This window comes from Actimicrobium sp. CCC2.4, from assembly GCF_034347385.1.
Taxonomy (GTDB): Bacteria; Pseudomonadota; Gammaproteobacteria; order Burkholderiales; family Burkholderiaceae_D; genus Actimicrobium.
In genome coordinates, this window is the sequence record NZ_CP133777.1 from 280,847 (window position 1) to 302,141 (window position 21,295).

Annotated in this window: 18 protein-coding genes; 9 read left to right on the forward strand and 9 right to left on the reverse strand. The window is 61.6% G+C overall.

Translation table 11 applies throughout. From position 1 onward, the window contains the following. Positions 1-11: 11 nt before the first annotated feature. Positions 12-848 (reverse strand): helix-turn-helix transcriptional regulator, encoded by an 837-nt coding sequence (locus tag RHM62_RS01345; RefSeq protein ID WP_322123800.1) that lies wholly within the window; start codon positions 846-848, stop codon positions 12-14. 202 nt (positions 849-1,050) lie between these two features. Here RHM62_RS01345 and RHM62_RS01350 point away from each other — a divergent pair, with 202 nt between their 5' ends. The 3 genes from RHM62_RS01350 to RHM62_RS01360 all read left to right on the forward strand — a co-directional run bounded on the left by RHM62_RS01350 (position 1,051) and on the right by RHM62_RS01360 (position 4,148). Further along, positions 1,051-2,589: a class I adenylate-forming enzyme family protein gene (locus tag RHM62_RS01350; protein WP_322123801.1), complete on the forward strand. Its 1,539-nt coding sequence runs from the start codon at positions 1,051-1,053 to the stop codon at positions 2,587-2,589. 70 nt (positions 2,590-2,659) lie between these two features. Then, entirely contained in the window at positions 2,660-3,010 is a 351-nt protein-coding gene (locus tag RHM62_RS01355) for a hypothetical protein (protein ID WP_322123802.1), read from the forward strand. Between the two features lie 145 nt (positions 3,011-3,155). Beyond that, positions 3,156-4,148, forward strand: a complete 993-nt coding sequence (locus RHM62_RS01360; protein ID WP_322123803.1) for a sensor domain-containing diguanylate cyclase — start codon at positions 3,156-3,158, stop codon at positions 4,146-4,148. Here the strand turns inward: RHM62_RS01360 and RHM62_RS01365 are convergent. The 5 genes from RHM62_RS01365 to RHM62_RS01385 form a co-directional block, all read right to left on the reverse strand. Beyond that, the gene (locus tag RHM62_RS01365; RefSeq protein ID WP_322123804.1) at positions 4,129-4,812 is read right to left on the reverse strand and encodes a cupin domain-containing protein; all 684 of its coding nucleotides are present in this window, start codon (positions 4,810-4,812) and stop codon (positions 4,129-4,131) included. The two genes, RHM62_RS01360 and RHM62_RS01365, sit on opposite strands and share 20 nt — an antisense overlap. A gap of 2 nt (positions 4,813-4,814) precedes the next feature. Next, positions 4,815-5,147: a glutathione S-transferase gene (locus RHM62_RS01370; protein ID WP_322123805.1), complete on the reverse strand. Its 333-nt coding sequence runs from the start codon at positions 5,145-5,147 to the stop codon at positions 4,815-4,817. Between the two features lie 76 nt (positions 5,148-5,223). Further along, complete coding sequence (locus tag RHM62_RS01375; protein WP_322123806.1) at positions 5,224-6,762, reverse strand: phospholipase D family protein; 1,539 nt, start codon at positions 6,760-6,762, stop codon at positions 5,224-5,226. A gap of 37 nt (positions 6,763-6,799) precedes the next feature. Then, the gene (locus RHM62_RS01380; protein ID WP_322123807.1) at positions 6,800-8,752 is read right to left on the reverse strand and encodes an AsmA family protein; all 1,953 of its coding nucleotides are present in this window, start codon (positions 8,750-8,752) and stop codon (positions 6,800-6,802) included. A gap of 135 nt (positions 8,753-8,887) precedes the next feature. After that, a complete protein-coding gene (locus RHM62_RS01385; protein WP_009664980.1) occupies positions 8,888-9,067 on the reverse strand; it encodes a CsbD family protein in 180 nt (59 codons plus the stop codon). Between the two features lie 216 nt (positions 9,068-9,283). On the opposite strand from RHM62_RS01385, the gene RHM62_RS01390 reads away from it, so the two are divergent. From RHM62_RS01390 to RHM62_RS01410, 5 genes are all read left to right on the forward strand, one after another. Then, a complete protein-coding gene (locus RHM62_RS01390) occupies positions 9,284-9,703 on the forward strand; it encodes a flagellar basal body-associated FliL family protein (protein ID WP_322123808.1) in 420 nt (139 codons plus the stop codon). Positions 9,704-9,729: 26 nt separating this feature from the next. After that, positions 9,730-9,918, forward strand: coding sequence for a DUF1653 domain-containing protein (locus RHM62_RS01395; protein ID WP_322123809.1), 189 nt, complete (start codon positions 9,730-9,732; stop codon positions 9,916-9,918). A 170-nt stretch (positions 9,919-10,088) separates the two neighbouring features. After that, a complete protein-coding gene (locus RHM62_RS01400) occupies positions 10,089-10,694 on the forward strand; it encodes a choice-of-anchor C family PEP-CTERM protein (RefSeq protein ID WP_322123810.1) in 606 nt (201 codons plus the stop codon). 78 nt (positions 10,695-10,772) lie between these two features. Then, positions 10,773-11,492 (forward strand): pseudouridine synthase, encoded by a 720-nt coding sequence (locus RHM62_RS01405; protein ID WP_322123811.1) that lies wholly within the window; start codon positions 10,773-10,775, stop codon positions 11,490-11,492. A gap of 165 nt (positions 11,493-11,657) precedes the next feature. Further along, complete coding sequence (locus RHM62_RS01410; RefSeq protein ID WP_322123812.1) at positions 11,658-13,328, forward strand: methyl-accepting chemotaxis protein; 1,671 nt, start codon at positions 11,658-11,660, stop codon at positions 13,326-13,328. On the opposite strand, the gene RHM62_RS01415 is transcribed toward RHM62_RS01410, so the two are convergent. Beyond that, the gene (locus tag RHM62_RS01415) at positions 13,329-14,603 is read right to left on the reverse strand and encodes a glycerate kinase (protein WP_322123813.1); all 1,275 of its coding nucleotides are present in this window, start codon (positions 14,601-14,603) and stop codon (positions 13,329-13,331) included. A gap of 273 nt (positions 14,604-14,876) precedes the next feature. On the opposite strand from RHM62_RS01415, the gene RHM62_RS01420 reads away from it, so the two are divergent. Further along, positions 14,877-16,373: a methyl-accepting chemotaxis protein gene (locus RHM62_RS01420; RefSeq protein ID WP_322123814.1), complete on the forward strand. Its 1,497-nt coding sequence runs from the start codon at positions 14,877-14,879 to the stop codon at positions 16,371-16,373. Positions 16,374-16,450: 77 nt separating this feature from the next. On the opposite strand, the gene RHM62_RS01425 is transcribed toward RHM62_RS01420, so the two are convergent. After that, complete coding sequence (locus RHM62_RS01425) at positions 16,451-17,122, reverse strand: hypothetical protein (protein ID WP_322123815.1); 672 nt, start codon at positions 17,120-17,122, stop codon at positions 16,451-16,453. Positions 17,123-17,775: 653 nt separating this feature from the next. Then, on the reverse strand, positions 17,776-21,099 hold the full coding sequence (locus RHM62_RS01430; RefSeq protein ID WP_322123816.1) for a transglutaminase family protein: 3,324 nt from the start codon (positions 21,097-21,099) through the stop codon (positions 17,776-17,778). Between the last annotated feature and the right edge of the window lie 196 nt (positions 21,100-21,295).

The window sequence follows — 21,295 nt, forward strand, 5'->3', positions numbered from 1 at the left end:
GGCCGTCCTACTCATTTCGTCAGTGGCGATGTTGCTGCATCCGGGTGTGCCAGCCGGATCCCCATGGCCGACACTTTGCTGGTGGCCTGGGTCCGGTTGCTGACCTGCAGTTTGCGAAACAACGCTTCGATCTGGTTCTTGATCGTGTGCTCGCTACGCTGGCAGATGTGCGCAATTTCCCAGTTGGTCTTGCCTTCCCGCATCCAGTACAAAATCACTTGTTCGCGCCCTGTCAGCTGTACCGGTGGCGCGCCGCCACCAAAAACATCGACCATCAGTAACGCCCGCGTCAGCGCCACATGCATGTGCGGCGTCAGCAGGTCGAGCAGGTAGCCATGGCGGGCCGACAGCTTTTCCGGGATTTGCGAAAAATTGAAATAGGTCGTGTGGGTACCACTGAGGTCCCGCAGACCATGGGCCGCGATATTGCCGAGGTGGTAGTCGAAGAACACATCGCTCCACAAGCCGCGCGCAACGTCATCGCTGACTGCCGGGTCGTACAGTTGCGGCGTGTTGCCCTGGTGCCAGCGCGCCATGATCGGACTCTGGAAGCTGCCATCAGGTTGCCGGAGCAACTCGAAATACGACAAGGGCCAGTTCTCGACGATGACCTTGCGAATCAACACGGCCGGTGCCTCGATTGCCGCCATGCCGGCAATCATCATCCCGTGCGGCAGCAGGGCTTGCAGTGGCCCATCGGCCCAGGCACGAAAATCATCTGGCGTCTGCACCCCCAGCAAGTCCTGCAGAACATGTAACACCACCGGGAATTCGTCCGGATCAAGCCGGTACAACGGCGCGACGGGCGGCAATCGGGCGGTGCTGACAGCTAATGTGGCGCGGATCATGCGATCTCCTTATGCCAGTCCGGACAGATACCGGCCAGCTTATTTTTATCCTCTTATTGAGGTGTGATGCAGGCGATACGTTGGCATCATGCAAACGGATGCACCACGGACTCCTTATGACCGTGTTAAGTTCCGACACATCATCTGCCAGCGCGCCTTGCTGACCGATCCATTGCGTCACTGACTCCAACGGGAAGCTTTCATGACCATCACCGAATTGCTGGAACAGGATTTCGACACCATCCCGGTACTGATCCGCCATCACGCGCGCGTGCAGCCGCAACACATCGCCTTGCGCGACGCGGAACGTGCGATGGACTATGCGACCGTCGATAGCTGGATGGACCGTATCGCCGCTGCCTTGCAGCGCGATGGCGTCGCCCCGCGCCAGGCCGTCGCGCTCTGCGCCGCCAATTCGATCGAGTACGCGCTGGTTTTTCTGGGCTGTCTGCGCGCCGGACTCGCCGTCGCACCGCTGGCACCAAGCGCCGGCCCCGACGCGCTGACGGCGATGCTGCAGGATGCCGGCGCGCAGCTGGTCTTCATCGATGCCGACGCCGGCGTCACGCTGGATCAGGCCGCCACCCCGGCGACTCTGCCGCGCATCGCGCTGGACCGGCTGGCCGACTGGGCCGCACCGGCCGGCAGCACGCCGCAGCCGGTCGATGCGCAGGCGGACTGGGCCTTCAATATCATTTATTCGTCCGGTACCACCGGCACGCCGAAAGGTATCGTCCAATCCAATGCGATGCGCTGGGCCCATGTCCATCGGGCCACGCTGTCGGGCTACGGTCCGCAGGCCGTCACGCTGCTGGCCACCCCGCTGTATTCGAACACCACGCTGGTGTGTTTCCTGCCCTCGCTGGCGCTGGGCGGCTGCGTGGTACTGATGCCTAAATTCGATGTCGCCACCTATCTCGCACTGGCGGTCCGCTATCACGTCACGCACACGATGCTGGTGCCGGTGCAGTACCAGCGCATCATGGCCTACGCCGGTTTTGACCAGCATGACCTGAGCGCTTTCCACATGAAGTTCTGCACCAGTGCGCCATTTTCTGCGGCACTGAAAGCCGATATCGTGCGGCGCTGGCCGGGTGGGCTGGTCGAGTACTACGGCATGACCGAGGGCGGCGGTACCTGCATGCTGGCAGCGCACGAGCATCCCGACAAGCTGCATACGGTCGGCCAGCCGGCACCGGATCACGATATCCGCTTGATCGACGAAGACGGCATCGAAATCGCACGCGGCGAAACCGGCGAAGTGGTCGGCCGTTCACCGGCGATGATGACCGGCTATTTCGGCCAGCCGCAAAAGACCGCCGAAGCCGAATGGATCGCGCCCGATGGGCGCCGTTTCATTCGCACCGGCGACCTCGGACGCTTCGACGACGCGGGTTTCCTGACGCTGCTGGACCGCAAGAAGGACATGATCATTTCGGGCGGATTCAATATCTATCCGAGCGATCTTGAAAGCATGCTGCGCCAGCATCCGGACATCGCCGACGTCGCCGTCGCGGGCGTGGCGTCGGAACGCTGGGGCGAAACACCGGTGGCATTCGTGGTCCTGCGCGCCGCAGCGAACGAGTCAGCAGAACAAGTGCTGGCCTGGCTGAACCAGCGCGTCGGCAAAATGCAGCGACTGGCGGCGGTGGAATTGGTGGCCGAATTGCCGCGCAGCGCGATCGGCAAAGTGCTCAAGCGCGAGTTGCGCGACCGCTTCAACAGCAACGCCGTCGCCTGAGCAACGCCAAACAAGATTGAACCTACAGCGTGAGGAATGATCCAAATGGAAACATTACTGGACAACACTCATGCTGAAATTCATAGCGAGATGGAAATTCCTGCTTGCCGCCCTGTTTGCCGTATCACTGGCCGGCTGCGCCGTCGTGCCGTATCAATCCTCCGGTTATATCGCGACCGGTAGCACGCCGTACCAGAGCCAGTACGGCTACCGCGGCGGCAATCCGTATGGCGACTTTTATGGCACGCCGTACAGCACCTTTGGCAGCTCCGGGGTCGGGATCGGGCTGCAGTATTACAGTGGCGGCGGACGCAGCCACGGCTACCGGGGTGCGCACCGCTCCCGGTCCGGTGCGTCACATCGTGGTGGATGGGGTCGTCACAGCGGCGGACATCGCGGAGGCGGACACCGGGGACGCTAGACCCATGCCGAACCCGCGCGCCCACCGATTGTCACGAAAAGACAACTTATGCTATACCTCTGGTCTCGATTCTTGAAAGCAACTCCCTTCAGAGATCAGACGGACAAGGGGACAGACCGTTCTCCAATGAAAGGCAACAAGCATCATGCTGGCTCAACAATTCTGCCCCATCCCCGCCGACGAACCTGAACGCATCGCGCGCGTGCGGTCCTTCGACATCCTCGATACCCCGCCCGAAATCGAGTTCGACGCCCTCACGCGCGTCGTCGCCCACGCGTTCAATGCGCCTATCGCCGTGATTGCTCTGATGGACAGCGACCGGCTCTGGTTCAAGTCCAGGCTGGGACTGGACGTCCCCCAGCTGGACCGGAAAATCGCTTTTTGTGCCCATGCCATCATGACGCCCGATGCGCCGCTGGTGATTGAGGATCTGGCCGGCGACGCGCGCTTTATCATCAACCCGCTGGTCAGCCGCGCTCCCCACTTGCGCTTTTATGCCGGTGCGCCGCTGGTCGATGACGGCGGTCATGCACTCGGTACGATCGCCGTGATCGATACCCGGCCGCGCCCGTTCAATGATGCGCAACGGAAGATCCTGATGGATTGTTCGAGGCTGGTGATGACTGCGCTGCAGGGACGCCGCCGGGCACTGCTGCTGGAGCGACTGGCGATGACGGATTACCTGACCGGCTTGCCCAACCGGGTCCAGTTCGACCAGGCCATGGCAACCGAAATGCAGCACGCGCAACGTTCCGGAAAACCGTTCAGCCTGCTGTGCCTCGATCTCGATGGCTTCAAGGGTGTCAATGATCAATTCGGCCACGCGGCCGGCGATGAAGTGCTGTGCGAAGTGGCGCGACGGCTGCAGCGGCAATTGCGGCTGGGTGATACGGCGGCCCGCCTCGGCGGCGACGAATTTGCCATCGTCACGCGCGATGCCGACAGTGCTGCGGTGACGACATTGGCACACCGGTTGACGGAGTCCGTCCGGCTACCCATCGAGCTGTCCGGCGGCAACCGGGTGACGCTGGGGATTTCGGTCGGGATTGCGTCCTACACCAGCGATGTCACGTCGGCGCAGCTGCTGCTGGCGCGCGCCGACAAAGCCCTTTACAGCATCAAGAATCAGCTGCGCTGAGCTGCGGCAGTATGCCGCCCTGCTTGATCCAGACCAGGCATCCTTGCGCACCGGCCTGTGCCTGCAGGCTCGCTGGTGCCGGCAGGCGCAGCCAGGACTGCACGGCAAAGGCTTCGCCGCTCTCTGCAAAACTGCCTTCGAGTACCAGCACTTCGACGCCTTCCGGATACGATTGACGGATCATCGAGCCGGCGGCCCAGCGTTCGATCTGCACGACTTCGTGCTGATCGACGAACAAGGCTCGCACGGACACGCCGGCCCGCTCCGGCACCGGCTGAAAATCGTCCGGTCCGGCCGCCAGCCGCACTGCGGTCCGGTCATCCGGATCGAACTGCCTGAGCTTGACGAGAATCGTGCAACCCGGACCGGAGTGCGGCGTGTGCTGCGACGTCGGCGGATTGCGCACATAGGTGCCCGCCGGACAATCGCCATGCTCGTCGCTGAACACCCCGTCCAGCACCAGAAACTCTTCGCCACCGCCATGCACATGCGCGGTGAACTGGCTGCCGGCGGCATAGCGCACGATCGAGGTGGCACGGGCGACTTCGTCACCGATGCGGTCGAGCATGCGCCGCTCGATGCCGGCCACCGGCGACGCGACCCACGGCAATTGCGCCGCATGCACGGCGACGCGGAGGCTGAAATCGGCATTGAGCTGCATCATGATCAGGATGCCTTGACGCCGGGACGCGCGGCGATGCGGGCGCGCCATTCATGCAGGCTGGCCAGGTCGGCAGGAATCGCGATCTTCGCAAAATCGGCAAAGCCCGGACCAACGAAGGCGGTGATGTCGGTGCTCCCGGCGATCATGGTGCCATCATCAAGTTCGAGTACCGGCACGGCCGCCGACGGATTTTTGGCCACGAAGGCCGGTAATTTGTGTTCGCCTGCCGGGACATTGACATGGACAAATTCGACACGGTCAGTCAGGCCTTTTTCAGCCAGGGCGATGCGTACGCGGGCGGGACTCGGGAACCCCTTGAAATCGTAAATCTTCATGTTGGTAGCTCCGGCAGGTGAGCTGCAAAGTCTACAAGACTCCGGCGGCAGACGTACGACAGCGCCGCAGAGCCGCCTACAACAACTCTTCGGGTGCCAGCGGCGAGAGCAGCCAGAGCCCGAATTCAAGCAGGCTGCTGACATCGGGCTCGCTGGTGTAGACCACTTCGACACCGTCATCGGTGGCCACCCATTCCAGCGCACCGGTGCGCGCCGACAGGCGCAGCCGGTAGACACTTTCGTCGTGGTCGGCCCTGAGCAAACCATCGATTTCAGCGGCCAGCACGGGGCTGTCGATGACCAGTCCCATTTCGGTATTAGTGCGCGCCGAGCGGGCATCCAGATTGAGCGAGCCGATGAACACGCGACGCTGATCGACCACAACCACCTTCGCGTGCAGGCTGGCATGCGACGAGCCGAACAGGCCCAGGCGGTTGCGCTTTTGCGCGCCGGTTGCACTGAGCTCGTACAGATGCACGCCCAGTTCCAGCATCGGGCGCCGATACCGGGCATAGCCGATATGCACCAGTGCCGAGTCGTTGGCCGCCAGCGAATTGGTCAGCACCACCATGCGGATACCGCGCGCAGCCAGCCGCTGCATCGCCGCCATGCCGATTTTGCCGGGCACAAAATACGGCGAGATCACGACCACGTCCGATTGCGCACTCTCCATCAGGCCGACGATATGGTGGCTCACTGTCGCGCCGGCGTCGCGCCCGCTCAGGCCGGCGACTTTATCGGGCGAATCGGCCACCACGCTGGCAGGCGCCCAGGCCAGCGCCAGCCTGCCGGCATCGATCTCGGTGGCCAGCGCAGCATGACCGAGCGGATCACGCACTGCCTCTACCGCCGCCACAAGCGCGGTCGGCGGCGATGGCGGCGCGACCTCGACATCAAGCGGCACCGTGCCGAAGACGGTGGCCGGATAGGCGTAATCGCTATTCCAGAAATCGTCGAATACGGCCGACAGCTGCGGCACGATGGCACCGGCGGCAAACACATCGAGATCAATGAAATTGCTGGCCGTGCCCTGCATGAAGTATTCGTTGCCGATGTTGCGCCCGCCGGTGATGGCCATCGCGTTGTCGGCCACGAACAACTTGTTGTGCATCCGGTGGTTGACCCGGTTCAGATCGCCCAGCGACGCCAGCACGCGGGTGAACAAGCGCGAACGACCGCCGGCAAAGGGATTAAAGACGCGCACCTCAAAGTTCGGACGGGACGACAAGCGGGCCAGCAAGTCATCCTGTCCCTGCGTGGCGATATCGTCGAGCAGTACCCGCACCCGTACGCCGCGCTTTGCCGCCGCCAGCAATTCGCGCCCGATCGCACGACCCGACTCATCGCCATGGAACAGGTAGTACTGGACGTCGAGGGTGCGTTCGGCGCGGCGCGCCAGCGCGATGCGGGTGTCGAAGGCAAAACTGCCGGTCGGCAGCAAGCGAAAACCCGACTGTTCGCCCGCCGGCAGCGAGGCCAGCACGATCTGGCCGAGGCGGGTGTCCTGCGGCGTGGCCAGCGCCACCGACGGCGTCCGGTGGACCTGTTCGGGCAGCGTGGCACAGCCGCCCAGAAGCAGCGCCGCAGTCAACAGCAGCAGAGAATTTTTCATCATCGGTCGGTCACAGGATTACAGGATTACGACGGCAGCATCAGGGAACGGCGCGCGCGCCGCGACGCGTGTTGCGGGCATTATCGCGGAAGACTGACTGGCACGGGTCGGTGCCCGGATTGGCACCATCCCACAGGGCCGTACCGACAATGCTCAGCCCGCCGGTGGCAATCGCCGCGCCGAGCCGTATCAGCGCCGACGGCGTGCCGGTTGGATCGAGCATGACGAGCGGACGGTCCAGCGGACCACTGATGCGCACGTCGCCGGTCAATGTCGCCAGGCCGATCGCGATGCCGGACCGGGCCCGCACGCGACCGTGCAGGTTCACGGTTTCTGCGCGCAAATCGAGGATGCCGCTAGTGAGCAACTGGCTGGCCTGGCTGCGCACACCCACCAGCGGACTGGCGGCAGCACGACCGTCGACGAAGACGAGGTTGGCCGCGGCACATTCGAGCAGGATCCGGTTGTCATCGCGCACCGAAAAAATCGGCGTCAGTCCGGTCAGCAGGGCTTCGGCCTGCGCACCGGAACGACTGATGATGGTGGCCGGCCCGACGCGGACGCGGACCGGACCGCTCAACGATGCCGCCATCTCTTTCATGTTGTCGCCATGGGCGTCTACCCGGGCATCGATCTGCATCGGGCCACCGGTCAGCGGGGCAATCCCGCCGACCGCAATCATCCATTTTTGCAGCGAAATATCCTGTAGTTGTAACGCCATGTGCGCTTGCTTGCCCGCCGCTTTTAGGCGGATGTCGCCGCTGGCGCTGCCATCGAGCAAGCGTGCCTTGATCTGACTCAGCTGCAGCGTATCGTCATCGATCAGCAGCGTGCTGCTGACATCGGTCAACTCGACACCGGGCCGGGTGCGCAGCCTGCCAATACGCACGTCGACACTGCCCTGCGCACCCTTGAGCGCCGCGAGAGCGCGCCACGTAAACGGCCGGGAATGGAACAGTTCGCCGGCCGGCTTTGGCGGTAACGGTGCCCGACCGGCGTCGGCCAGCACGGCCACCCAATCCAGCAACGGGGTAGATAGCTGTGCATCAAAGGTCGGCCGGCTACCACCCCGATCGAGGCGGGCATTGCCGGTGACCTGCAAATCGCCAAGCCGGGCATCGATCGCGCTGGCGGTCAGCGTACCGCCCGATTCATGCAATTCGGCATGCAGCGAGATGGGCGCGATGGTGCGCAAGCCTGCATCCAGATTCATGAATGCCAGCAAGTCATTGGGCCGGTGCGCATCAACCTGCAACTTGACCGCGGCATTGGTTAGCACGGCCTGCAGCGGCAGGCGGCCCTCGGCCCTCAGGCGTGCCGAACCGGTCTGCAAGGTAATCCTGCCGCTGGGCAGCACCGACAGTTGATCGAGCCGCGCACTGGCAACCAGCTCGCGCCGGTCGCGCCGCAACAGCGCGTCGACCTCGATGTCGCGCCAGCCGGGTTCGCTGAGAATGCTCAATTGCGTGATCTGCGTGATGCCGCTATCGAATTGCGGGCTGCGGTAGCGTACGCTGGACTGGCTTATCCGGACCGAAGTCAGCGCGCCCAGATCCAGCGGTGCAGCACCTTGTCCGGCAGCCGGCCAGCGCCAGTTCGGGACACCATCGCCGTTTCTTTCCAGCTCGAGGTGCACGCCCCGGGCAACCAGGCCGGATATCCGCACCTGCCCGACCAGCAATGGCCACAGCGCCAGTCGTGCCGACACTTGCGCGGCCTGTAACAACGGAATTGCCTGCGCATCGGCCGGATCGGCAATCTGCAAGCGATAGATATCGATCCCCGGCTGCGGCAGCAAATGTACTGACAGCGCGCCGATGTGCACCGGACGTCCCGAGTCTGCCGTCGCACGCTGCTCGAGCCAGCTGATCCAGCGTGGCTGGTCGAACAACAGGTGCGACGCCAGCGCCATCCCGGCCACCAGCAACAGAACAATGACGGCACTGATGCAGGCATAACGGGGAATGTCGACCGGAATTCCGGGTAGGCGCATGGCGGTATTTCCTGGCAGAAGAAAGAAGGGGGTGGGTTCCCATGGTCGGATTGTAAAGCGCCGATGCCCATCAAACGACAAATGCCCGCCCGGCGCATTGTGCGCGGGGCGGGCACCCGGACCGCTCGGATCGACTTACTTGGACTTGTCGTCGATGAATTCCTTGGCATCACCCAGGCCTTTTTGGGCCTTGCCTTCGATCTGTTTGCCAAGACCCTTGGCTTGCTGTTCCTTGCTGCCGGTTAGCTTGCCTGCTTCTTCCTGAAGCTTGCCTGCGAGGTCCTTGATTTCACCACTTACTTGATCTTTGTTCATGCGGGTTCTCCTGAAATAGATAAAGGGGCAGTCCGCTACGCCTGCGGCGGAAACACTGCCGTCATGACGATACGGTGCGCGGCAGCGCCGATCTGTACGTTGTCGCACATACCAGATCTGCTTACGATGGCGTGTCCGCTGCGGTGCCGGTGCGCTACACTCGCGGCTGACATGCGATAGTCCTCCTGACCAGCATGTCGATTTACGACTGCGATCATGGCCAAATCCGACTCCCGCGACAAATTTACCCTGGTCACCGCCGGGCTGGTGATCCTGCTGCTGGTAGCGACCTTCGCGGCGATCTGGTTCTACCGTCAGGACCGGCTCAAGACAGAAGTACGTCAGAACTACACGATGGTCGGACCGCTGGTGATCAGCACCGATGAGTATTCGGTGGGCACCCGCATGGCGCTGGAAACCAGTGCCGGCGACGCCAAATGGGCGGTCCAGAACCAGCCGGCGATCCGCGCCGTCATCGAATCGACACTGCGTTCGCTCGATGCCGAACAGGTGCATATGCCAGGCGGACTGGCGGCCCTGCAAGTCGTGCTGACCGACGCGGTCAACAAGAGCCTGAAGACCGACAAGGTCGAGCGCATCCTGCTCACCGATTTCCTGCTGCAGACCGGCGTCTGAGCGCTTTTACCTGACGGAGAATGGCCATGTACTACCGGCACTACAAAGGCGGCATTTATGAACTGGTCGGCCCGGCCACGCTGGAATCAGACCTGACACCGATGGTTGTCTATCGCGCACCTGATGGATCACTGTGGGTCCGGCCGGCGGCGGTGTTTCATGAACTGGTCGAGGTCGACGGTGTCTGGCAACCGCGCTTCGCTCAAATCCAATAGTTTCCTGTGGTGAATGTATTAACAATTGTTGACAGTCTCATCACTATAAACGTTGCATTAAAAATACTAATCACCTATTCTTCGTTGGCATTGTTACTACAGGCCAAGTGCTATCTTCGATGGGACAACGGCCTTAGATTTTCCCCTTTCAACATTTAACGGAGATTCCCATGAAGTTGTCCCAATTGATCCAGGCAGGCGCCTTCGCCACTATTGCGGTTTTTGGTAGCGCCCATGCAGCAGACAACCTGATCACCAATGGTGATTTTGAAACGTTTTCCAGCCCGTTCAACGACTCCTCTTTTTCTACCGTCAACGCTGGCTCCTCCGCGCTGACAGGCTGGATCGTCGGTGGTGCATCGATCGATGTGATCAAAAACGGCCAGTACGGTGCCATCAGCGGCAACAGTATTGACTTGCTGGGCACCCCGGGTCCTGGCTCGCTGTCACAGGCATTCAATACCGTCATTGGCAATTTTTACTCGTTGAATTTTGATCTTTCACAAAACTCTAACGACGCACCATCAACAACAGTCAGTGTTAATGGCAACAGTATGGTTTATTCCGGCACGATCCCGTTCTCGCATTTCAGCCAGCAATTCAAGGCTACTGAAGCAAGTACGACCCTGTCTTTCTCGAGTCTGGGTGGCGGTAACAGCGGCGCCGTCCTCGACAACGTCTCGGTCTCGGCAGTACCAGAGCCATCGACCTACGCGCTGATGCTGGGCGGGCTTGGCTTGATGGGCTTCATGGCACGTCGTCGCAAGCAGTCCTAAGCACCTGCACACTGCCGGACCCGTCTGCGGACGGGTTTTTTTTCGCCCTGATTTTCGGGCTTCTGCTACAGTCCCGCCATGAAAAAACTGACCCTCGACCGCCTCCTGCAATCGCAGGGATTCGGCACCCGCAAATGGTGCCGCCAATTGATCGACGACGGTGAAGTGTCTGTCGCCGGCACCGTCGTGACCGATTACCGGACCGCTTTCGAACCCGATGGCCTGACCTTCCGGCTGTTCGACGAAGACTGGGATTTCCACGAACACGTCTTCGTGGCGCTGCACAAGCCGCCAAACTTCGAATGCTCACGCAAGCCCAGCCATCATCCGGGCGTACTGAGCATCCTGCCGGAAAATTTCACGTGGCGCGACGTGCAACCGGTCGGCCGGCTTGACCACGACACCACCGGCCTGTTGCTGATGTCGGATCATGGGCCGTTCATCCATGCCCAGTCGTCGCCGAAATCGCATATCCCGAAAGTGTATGTCGCCACGACCGCTGAAGCGGTCACGCCGGAGCTGGTGGCGCTGCTGCTGGCCGGCGTGCAATTGCATGACGAACCGGCACCGCTGGCGGCAGTACGCTGCAGCATGGTCGATAGTCACCGGATAGAGATCGTGCTCGAGCAGGGCAAATACCATCAGGTCAAGCGCATGCTGGCCGCTGCGGGCAATCATTGCGCAGCGCTGCAGCGCGTAGCAATCGGCCAGCTGACGCTGGAGGGATTGGGGCTGGAAGAAGGGGAATGGTGTTATCTGGATGCGGCGGAACTGGCGTTGCTGGTAGCGGGGGATTGAGTCGGCCTGACATGCCCGTTTTTGCGATCACGTCAACCACGCCGGTATTTAAAAATGCCACACGCACACAGCAGGGCTAAAGAAGTCAGTTTTTCTTGAAACAACCAACAGTAGTGATAAAGTTACTTTCCGTTAAATAATTTCTTTCAATACACGGAGAGAACAATGTCCCTCGCAAACTTAAGTATCCGAAACAAGCTCGGTATCGCCTTTGGCACCGTCCTGATTTTTTTGGTCGGTATCACGTTGCTCGCCATTAGCACCATGACCAGTCTCCATGCGCAAAACGAAGCAATGATTGCGGTCGAGTGGAAAAAGAACAAGTTGGCGATGACAACGCTCGACAATGCCCGAGGCAGCATCGCACGCGTGTTCCAGATCGTCTCGCGCAACGATCCGGCAGAAATCAGCAAGGCACGCGAACGCCTCGCAGCCAACCAGAAAGCCTATAACGACGCACTCAACAAGCTGGCACCACTGCTGGACATCGCCGAGGACAAAGCGACGCTGGAAAAAGCCCGCGCTGCGGCTGCCGGATACAATGCAGCCATCGTCAAAACTCTTGCATTGATGCAGGCCGGAACCGTCGAAGTGGCTCGCCTATCCGCCTTTGGCGAGACCTACTCGCTACTTCATGCCTACGCCACTACGCTGCGTGATCTCAACGACCTGATGCAAAAGCGCATTGAAATGTCCGGCCAGGCCGATGCCGACTTTGCCACCAACCGCAACCTGATCATGGCGCTTGGCGCGCTGGCAGTACTGGTCGGTATCGGCGCTGCGGTGCTGGTTGCAAGTTCGATTACCCGGCCATTGCTGCAGGCAGTTCACTTCGCCCGCACCGTCGCCGGCGGCGATCTAACCGCCCGCGTCACCGTCGACCGCACCGACGAGACCGGCCAGTTGCTGCAGGCATTGAACGACATGAACGACAGCCTGATTAACATCGTCGGTAAAGTCCGCGCCGGTACCGGCACGATAGCCAGCGTCGCCAGTGAAATCGCGGCCGGTAATCAAGACCTGTCGTCGCGTACCGAGCAACAAGCCAGCGCGCTGGAGGAAACCGCATCGTCGATGGAGGAACTGACCTCCACCGTGAAGCAGAACGCCGACAATGCGCGCCAGGCGAACCAGATGGCAATCTCGGCGGCAGAGGTCGCCATCAAGGGTGGCGCGGTGGTATCACAAGTGGTCGATACCATGGGCTCGATCAATGCCTCGTCACGCAAGATCGTCGACATCATCAGCGTCATCGACAGCATCGCTTTCCAGACCAATATCCTGGCCCTGAATGCCGCAGTCGAAGCGGCGCGCGCCGGTGAACAGGGACGCGGCTTTGCCGTGGTTGCCGCTGAAGTGCGCAATCTGGCACAACGCTCTGCCAGCGCCGCACGGGAAATCAAGGGCTTGATCAGCGACTCGGTCGAGAAAGTCGATACCGGCTCGCGGCTGGTCGATCAGGCAGGCGCAACGATGCAGGAAGTCGTGGACAGCATCCGCCAGGTGACGGACATCATGGCTGAAATCACCGCCGCGTCGGATGAGCAGCGTGCCGGCATCGAGCAGGTCAACCAGGCCATCACGCAAATGGACACAACTACCCAGCAAAATGCCGCCTTGGTCGAGCAAGCTGCCGCGGCAGCAGAAGCGATGACCGGCCAGGCTGACGACCTGGAACAGGTCGTCAGTGTGTTCAAGCTGGACGGACAGCAAGCCGCAGTGGCGCACCCGCCGGCAGTGGCCAGACGCATCAAGCCGCCTGTCCCGGCACGACGCCAACCCAGCACGCCGAGGCTGGCCGCGACGACCGCCAATGGCGACTGGGAGCAATTCTGATCAGCAGATCAGGATGGCCCTGAAATCATTAACATTGGTACGGGTCGGACCGCTCACCACCAGGTCATCCAGCGCACTGAAAAAGCCGTAGCCGTCGTTATTTTCCAGCAGCGTTTTGGCACGCATGCCGAGCGCGGCGGCACGTGCCAGCGAGTCAGGTTGCAACAGCGCGCCGGCGTTGTCTTCGGAACCGTCGATGCCATCGGTATCGCAAGCGATCGCATGGATATCGGCCGCGCCATCAAGCGCCACCGCCAGGCTCAACAGGAATTCGGCATTGCGTCCGCCGCGCCCCGAACCGCGCACCGTCACCGTCGTTTCGCCACCGGAAATGAGCACGCAAGGACGCTGGAACGGCTGACCGCGTGAAGCGACCTGGCGTGCCAGCGCGGCGTGCATCAGGGCGATGTCGCGTGCCTCGCCTTCAATGCCGTCGGACAGGATGTAAGCGGGGACACCCGCCGCCTCGGCAGTCGCAGCAGCTGCTTCCAGTGCGTGCTGGGCGGTGGCAATGATGTGATGTTCGTTACGCGCGAAACGCGCGTCGCCCGGCTTCGGGGTTTCGCCGGCGCCGGATTGCAGGTGGACGCGCACGCTGTCGGGAACGGCGATGGCGTATTTGTCGAGCACGGCCAGCGCTTCGGCACAGGTGGTCGGGTCAGCCAGCGTCGGCCCGCTGGCGATCACGCCGGGCTCGTCGCCGGGCACATCCGAAATCAGCAACGTGACCACACGCGCCGGTGCGCAAGCCAGCGCCAGCCGGCCACCCTTGATCGCCGACAGGTGCTTGCGTACGCAGTTCATTTCGCCAATCGCCGCCCCGCTACGCAGCAAAGCCTTGTTGATGGCTTGCTTCTGCTCCAGCGTGATGCCCTCGCCCGGCAGTGCCAGCAGGGACGAGCCGCCGCCACTGATCAGGCACAGCACCAGATCGTCGGCGCTCAAACCCTGCACCAGTTGCAGCATGCGTGCTGCAGCCTGGCGGCCCGCTTCGTCGGGTACCGGATGGGCCGCTTCGACCACCTCGATACGCCGGCAACCGGCGCCATGACCGTAGCGTGTGACCACCAGTCCGGACAGTTCGCCGGGCCAGTGCTGCTCGACGGTGTGCGCCATCGCGGCCGCGCCTTTGCCGGCGCCGATGACCAGCGTGCGGCCTGTCGACGGTGGTGTCGGCAAGAACGCAGGCAAACACTTTGCCGGACTGACGGCAGCCACGGCGCTGGCATACAAATCGAGCAGGAACTGGCGCGGAACGGGAGGGGACTGGGTCATGGACGCGACATTTTCAAATGGAGAACACGGAGTATGCCGCAGCACTTCTGCGCTGCGCGGGGAATGAATTTTTTTCATGCGTGAGACTGAAAATTGCGGGCGGTTGATGTCCGTTTTTATCTTTGCGGCGTCTGCCGGCACTGCGCTCCTAAGTCATGTAAAAAATTATATTTGATAAACAGTTTTATAAAAGATACTGTGTTGGCACCGGAAAGTAACTTTCCGTACTGCGACGGACCGACATCGCAAAAACAAAACGAAAGAGCACTCCCCATGAATGACATCGCCTACTTCCTCCGAAAAAATGCCATCCAGGCTGATCGCCTGATGCTGGGCGTGCTGTGGGGTTTGTTCTTGATGAGCCTGACGCTATCAGGTATGCACGACACGCTCACCTGGGCCCTGGTAATCGGCCTGCCCACCGTACTGATACCGAGCGCGCTGATTGTGTTTGCCGGCGGCAGCTTTCTGACACGGGCAGTAGTGGCTGGCGCGCTGATGGTGATGGTGGCGCTGCATATCCATCAGGCGGCAGGCATGACCGAACTCCATTTCGGCATCTTTGTCCTGCTGGCCGTTTTACTGTGCTATCGCGACTGGTCGGTGATCCTGATCGCCGCCGCGGTCATCGCGGTGCATCACCTAAGTTTTAATTACTTGCAGCAATGGGGTTTCGGCGTGATTTGCTTTACGGAGCCGAGCCTGGGCATCGTGGTGTCGCATGCTGCCTACGTGGTGGTCGAAAGCGGCGTACTGATCTTCATCGCTATCGCGCTGCAGCGCGATGCGGTCCAGGCTGCCGAACTGAAAGTCAGCATCGCCATGATGACCGGGCAAGGTGCCGGCACCATCGATCTGAAGGCTGAAAAGGTGGCTTCTACCAGCGACAGTGGTGTGGCACTGCAAGGCATCGTGACGATGCTGCACAGTGCCGTAGCCAGTGTACGCACTGGCATCGACACCATCGCTGTGGCATCACGTGAAATCGCCGCCGGCACCATCGACCTGTCCACCCGCACCGAACAGCAAGCCAGTTCGCTCAGTGAAACAGCCGCCTCGATGCTGCACATGACCGAGACCGTCAAACAGAACGTCGAACGGGCCAGGGAAGCCAACCAAATGGCGCTCGATTCCTCGGCGATTGCGATCAAGGGCGGAGAAGTGGTCAGCCGCGTAGTGCTGACGATGCAATCGATTTCAGCTTCGTCGCGCAAGATTTCGGACATCACCAGCGTCGTCGACAGCATCGCATTCCAGACCAATATCCTGGCCCTGAATGCGGCCGTCGAAGCCGCCCGCGCCGGAGAACAGGGACGCGGATTTGCGGTGGTCGCCGCCGAAGTGCGCAACCTCGCGCAACGCTCGGCAGCCGCCGCCAAAGACATCTCGGCACTGATCAATGAATCTGTCGCCAGCGTTGACGCCGGCGGCAAACTGGCCAGCGAGGCCGGCGCCACGATGACCGATATCGTGGTCAGCATCCAGAAGGTCAATGCGATCATGACCGACATCAGCACCGCCAGCCAGGAACAGAGTCGCGGTATCGAGCAAGTCAACCAGGCCATCGCCGAGATGGACCAGGTTACGCAGCAGAATGCCGCGCTGGTGGAAGAGGCAGCTGCGGCTTCCGAAACCCTGCAGGACCAGGCAGCCAATCTGGTGGAGGTGGTCAGCGTTTTCCGCCTTGCTGAGCCGTCACAGCGGTCGATGCGGCCGGAACTTGCTCAACTACCAGCTCGTGCAGCCATGGTTGCGTTGCGCGGACAATAGATTTGACGATCCTGAAAATAGCCCAGGTCTGGCCGGCCCGTGAGCCGTGTCAATGCCAGCCGGCGTCGTGCGCTTTATCAGTGCGCAACGTCTGACGGCGCATCCGACGACAACACCTTGCGCGGATACTGCCGAATCAAATCGTCGATGTAGGCTTCCAGCGCACGCACCGCTGTTGCCTCGTTGTTGAACAGCGCTTTTTTGATCGACACTTCACCGAGGTGTTCGAGAAGATGCAGCCCGAACCGACGCCAGCTGACTGGTCGCTGATGGCGATCCAGCACCAGGCCGGTTACCTGATCACGATAAAGGTTGCCGGATATGCCGGGGACATTTTCAAGAGCCGCAGTCAGGGCTTCGATCAGCACGTCATTGCGTTGAGGATAATTCGAGCGACCGAGATAATCATCTGCTCTCACCATCTTTGCGCCGATGCGGCTGGCTGAAGCGGCGAAAGTTTTGGAACCCAATGCGTGGGTAAATTCGTGATAGGCGATCAGTTTCAATGCGGCATCAGCATTGCCCGAACTAATGTAGCGCGCCTGCCTGGCGATGGTCTCGACCGATAAACGAACCAATCCGCTACCGGCCCGGGAATTTCCCAGAGTACCGCGCATGTAACGCGGCGTTTCGTAAGACATCTGTACCGAAGGGTTGGACGGCAGGTACGGCCTGTTGTCGGTCACGAACTGGTGTAGCGCAGTGTCGACCAACGCGGAGACGGCGTCAGGACGGGTTCCTTGGGTCACGAAACTGTCGATACACGATCGCGGCCTGCAGCCGGGGGCCTCGTGGACTACCGGAAGCGCACGCCCCCGCAAACGCGAATCGGATGGACCGCGCAGGGCCCAATCCAGTAACTGCTCATGAAAGTACCAAGCTGCGGCAAGAACAGAACAGTGAAAGGCCGCCATCATCGGCGACACGCCGCGTGGCTGCGGGGTGGCTGTGGCGGCGTCAGGATTGCCTGGCTGTTCGATCCTCGCTCTTGCCCCACGCTCTTGGGCACGCCTGCCGGCACGCCGCTCCCGTTCCCGTGCCTGTTCTTGTATCCGTAGCAGTGCCGGCGGTGTTTCGCGACCCGGTCGCGATTCGGTTGATGCATTTTCAGGTGGCACCGGATTGTTTGCTGCGTTACGTCGGATGCGATTTCTCGCCATGATTGCATTCTCCAGTGAGCATCGCTGCCCACGACAGGGAGTCCGGGCAGCACGATAAAAAGTCAACAGATGTCGACGATTGCGCGATGAGTGGCGCGAATCGGGAAGCAGTTCCAGACGGAGAAAATGGGGTAAAAACCCGAGGTATTGCTGAATCAGAACGGTCCAGCGGGAAGTGCGGGGGGAGCAATAAGTTGGGCGCAATCCGATCGCGCCCAACCAGCTTTAGCAGGTCATGTCGATCACAACTGCCAGCGCAAATCCAGCGTAAACGGAAACGCTGGATTGAGCGGTTCCGGTGTCACCGTCATCGGCCCCGGCGTGTGGCCGTGGCCGACAAAGCGCGCGAAGCGCCGTGCTTCAGCCTCGTTGCCATTGACCGGAAAACCTTCGTAATTGCGACCGCCCGGATGCACGACGTGATACTGGCAACCCCCGATTGAACGACCGCTCCAGGTGTCGACCAGGTCGAACACCAGCGGTGCCTGCACGCCGATCGATGGATGCAGCGCCGACCACGGGCTCCATGCACGGAAGCGGATACCGGCGACATGTTCGCCCGGCACGCCGGTTGCCGACAGCGGCAAGGGCCGGCCGTTGCAAGTGACCACGTGGCGGCCATCGACCATGCCGCGTACGCGCAACTGCATCCGCTCGACCGACGAATCGACATAGCGCGCGGTGCTGCCGCTACTGACTTCTTCACCGAGCACGTTCCACGGTTCGATGGCCTGGCGCAGTTCGAGTTCGATGCCGTGGTACGCGACCGTGCCGTAGCGCGGAAAACGGAATTCGACGAACGGATCGAACCAGCGTTCCTCGAACGCATACCCCGAGGCGCGCAAGTCCTGGACGACGTCGCGGATATCCTGCGCGACAAAATGCGGCAGCATCCAGCGGTCATGCAATTGCGTGCCCCAGTGGATCAGCTTGCCCTGGTAAGGCTCGCGCCAGAAACGCGCCACCAGCGCGCGCAGCAAGAGCATTTGCAGCAGGCTCATGCGCTCGTGCGGCGGCATCTCGAAGGCGCGGAACTCGACCAGCCCGAGCCGGCCGGTCGGACCATCGGGCGAGTACAGCTTGTCGATCGAAAATTCCGAACGGTGCGTGTTGCCGGTCAGGTCGACCAGCAGATTGCGCAGCAGGCGGTCGACCAGCCATGGGCGGTCGCTCTCTGCCGTGGTCGGCAAGACCTTCTCCATTTGCTGGAATGCGATCGCCAGTTCGTACAGGTTATCGTCGCGCGCTTCATCGATGCGGGGTGCCTGACTGGTCGGGCCGATGAAGGTACCCGAAAACAAATACGACAGCGCCGGATGGTTTTGCCAGTACGTGATCAGGCTTTTCAGGACATCGGGGCGGCGCAGCATCGGGCTGTCTTCGACAGTCGCGCCGCCCAGCGTGGCGTGGTTGCCGCCGCCGGTGCCGGTGTGGCGGCCATCGAGCATGAATTTCTCGGTGCCGAGTCGGCTCTGGCGTGCTTCGGCGTAGAGGATCGTGGTCTTGTGGACCAGTTCCTTCCAGCTCGACGACGGGTCGATATTGACTTCGATGACGCCTGGATCCGGCGTGACACTGAGCATCTTCACGCGTGGATCGCGCGGCGGTGTGTAGCCTTCGAGCCAGAGCCGCATGTCGAGCGCGGCGGCGGTATCTTCGACGATGGCAACCAGCGCCAGATAATCCTCGATGCGCTTGACCGGCGGCATGAACACATGCAACCGGCCGGCGCGCACCTGCACGCACAGCGCGGTGTGAATCACTTCGCGCGGCAGCGGCTTGTCTTTCGGCTTGACCTGGCTAGCGGCCTGGTCGACGGCGGGTGCGCCATCGAGATCGGCACGCGCCTCAAACGGATCGACATCGAATTCCGGCTCCATCTCGTCGGGCAGTTCCCACGGCAAGGTGTCGAGCGGCAGGCGCAGGCCGAGGGGTGATTCGCCACCGATCAGATACAGGTGTTCGCGCCTGAGCGGCCATTTACTGGTCAGCCAGGCGGCGGTGCCGATGGTCAGCGCCTTGCCGCGCGGCTTGCGACCGGCCTGTTTGGCGGGCGCCAGCGGCAGCACGTAACCGACGATTTCCCCGAGGCCATCTTCGAGCAGACGCGCCAGCCGGCGCCGGCCTTCGGGTGCTTTCAAGTCGGCCTTGAGGGGGTCGAGATTGTCCGGCAAACGCTGCTCGAACTGGGCTTGCTGCCAGACGTCTTCGTAGGCCGGGATCAGCGCGGCGGGATGCAGCGCGAGGCGTTCTGCCATCGCGCGGGCGAAGGTACCGGCATGGGTGACGGTGTAGCCGTCGTCGTGGTCTTCGGTGGCGAACAAGGCCTGATTGCGCCAGATCGGCTGGCCATCGATGCGCCAGAACAGGTTCAGCGCCCAGCGCGGCAACGGCTCGCCCGGATACCATTTACCCTGGCCGTAATGCAGCATGCCATCGGGGGCAAATTGTTTTTTCAGGCGCAGTGACAGTTCGCCGGCTAGCGCGCGCTTGTGGTCGCCATGCGCCAGCGTATTCCACTCCGGACCGTCCATGTCATCGATCGAGACGAAGGTCGGTTCACCGCCTTGAGTAAGGCGCACGTCCTGCTTCTTCAGGTCGGCATCAACCTTCGCACCGAGCTTGTCGATGCACTGCCAGTCGGCTTCGCTGTAGGGTTTGGTGACGCGCGGATCTTCGTGGATGCGGGTGATCGTCATCTCGTGCTCGAACTCGACATTGGCCCAGTCGGCCAGCCCGGTGACCGGTGCCGCCGAGGACGGCACGGCGGTGCAGGCCAGCGGGATGTGGCCTTCGCCGGTCAGCATGCCGGAGGTCGGATCGAGCCCGATCCAGCCGGCACCCGGCACATAGACTTCGGCCCATGCATGCAGGTCAGTGAAATCGACCGTGGTGCCGCTCGGGCCATCAAGCGATTTGACGTCGGCGGTCAGCTGGATCAGGTAACCCGACACGAAGCGCGCTGCCAGCCCGAGATGACGCAGGATCTGCACCAGCAGCCAGCCACTGTCGCGGCAGGAACCCGAGCGCAGTGCCAGTGTATCGTCGGGCAACTGCACGCCCGGTTCCATGCGGACCAGATAACCGATGTCGGCTTGTAATCGCTGATTCAGCGCGACCAGGAAATCGGCAATACCGATCGGCTTGACGGCCAGCGCTCGACGGGCCCCGGCAACCCAGGCCAGCAATAGCGGGCCGGGCTCGTCAACCTTCAGATACGCGCCGAGCTCGAAACTGAGCTGTTCGGTGTAATCGAAGGGAAAATTTTCTGCGTATTGCTCGACAAAAAAATCGAATGGATTGATGACCGTCATGTCGGCCACCAGATCGACCGTGAACGACAGTTCGGCAGTGCGCTCCGGAAACACCACGCGAGCAATGTAATTGCCGTACGGGTCTTGCTGCCAGTTCAGGAAATGCGCTTCCGGCAGGATGTTGAGCGAGTACGACAGGATGGGCGTGCGCGCATGGGCGGCGGGACGCAGCCGGACCTCGTGCGGCGACAAGCTGACGAGTCGGTCGTAGCGGTAGCTGGTCTTGTGATGCAGTGCGACTCGAATCGCCATGATGAAACCTTTCGATGAGGGAGCTGGAGAGAAATCGGTCCTCGTCGCGACAGAGCGGTGAACCCGGATCGTAGTGTATGCGCAGATGCCATATTGCTATGATCGCTTGCGCACGCTATTTCCTGTTTAACGCCTCCAGCAGCGCACCGGGCGGGTGCGTCAATGACGGTGCCTTGTCATAAGCAAAATATGCACC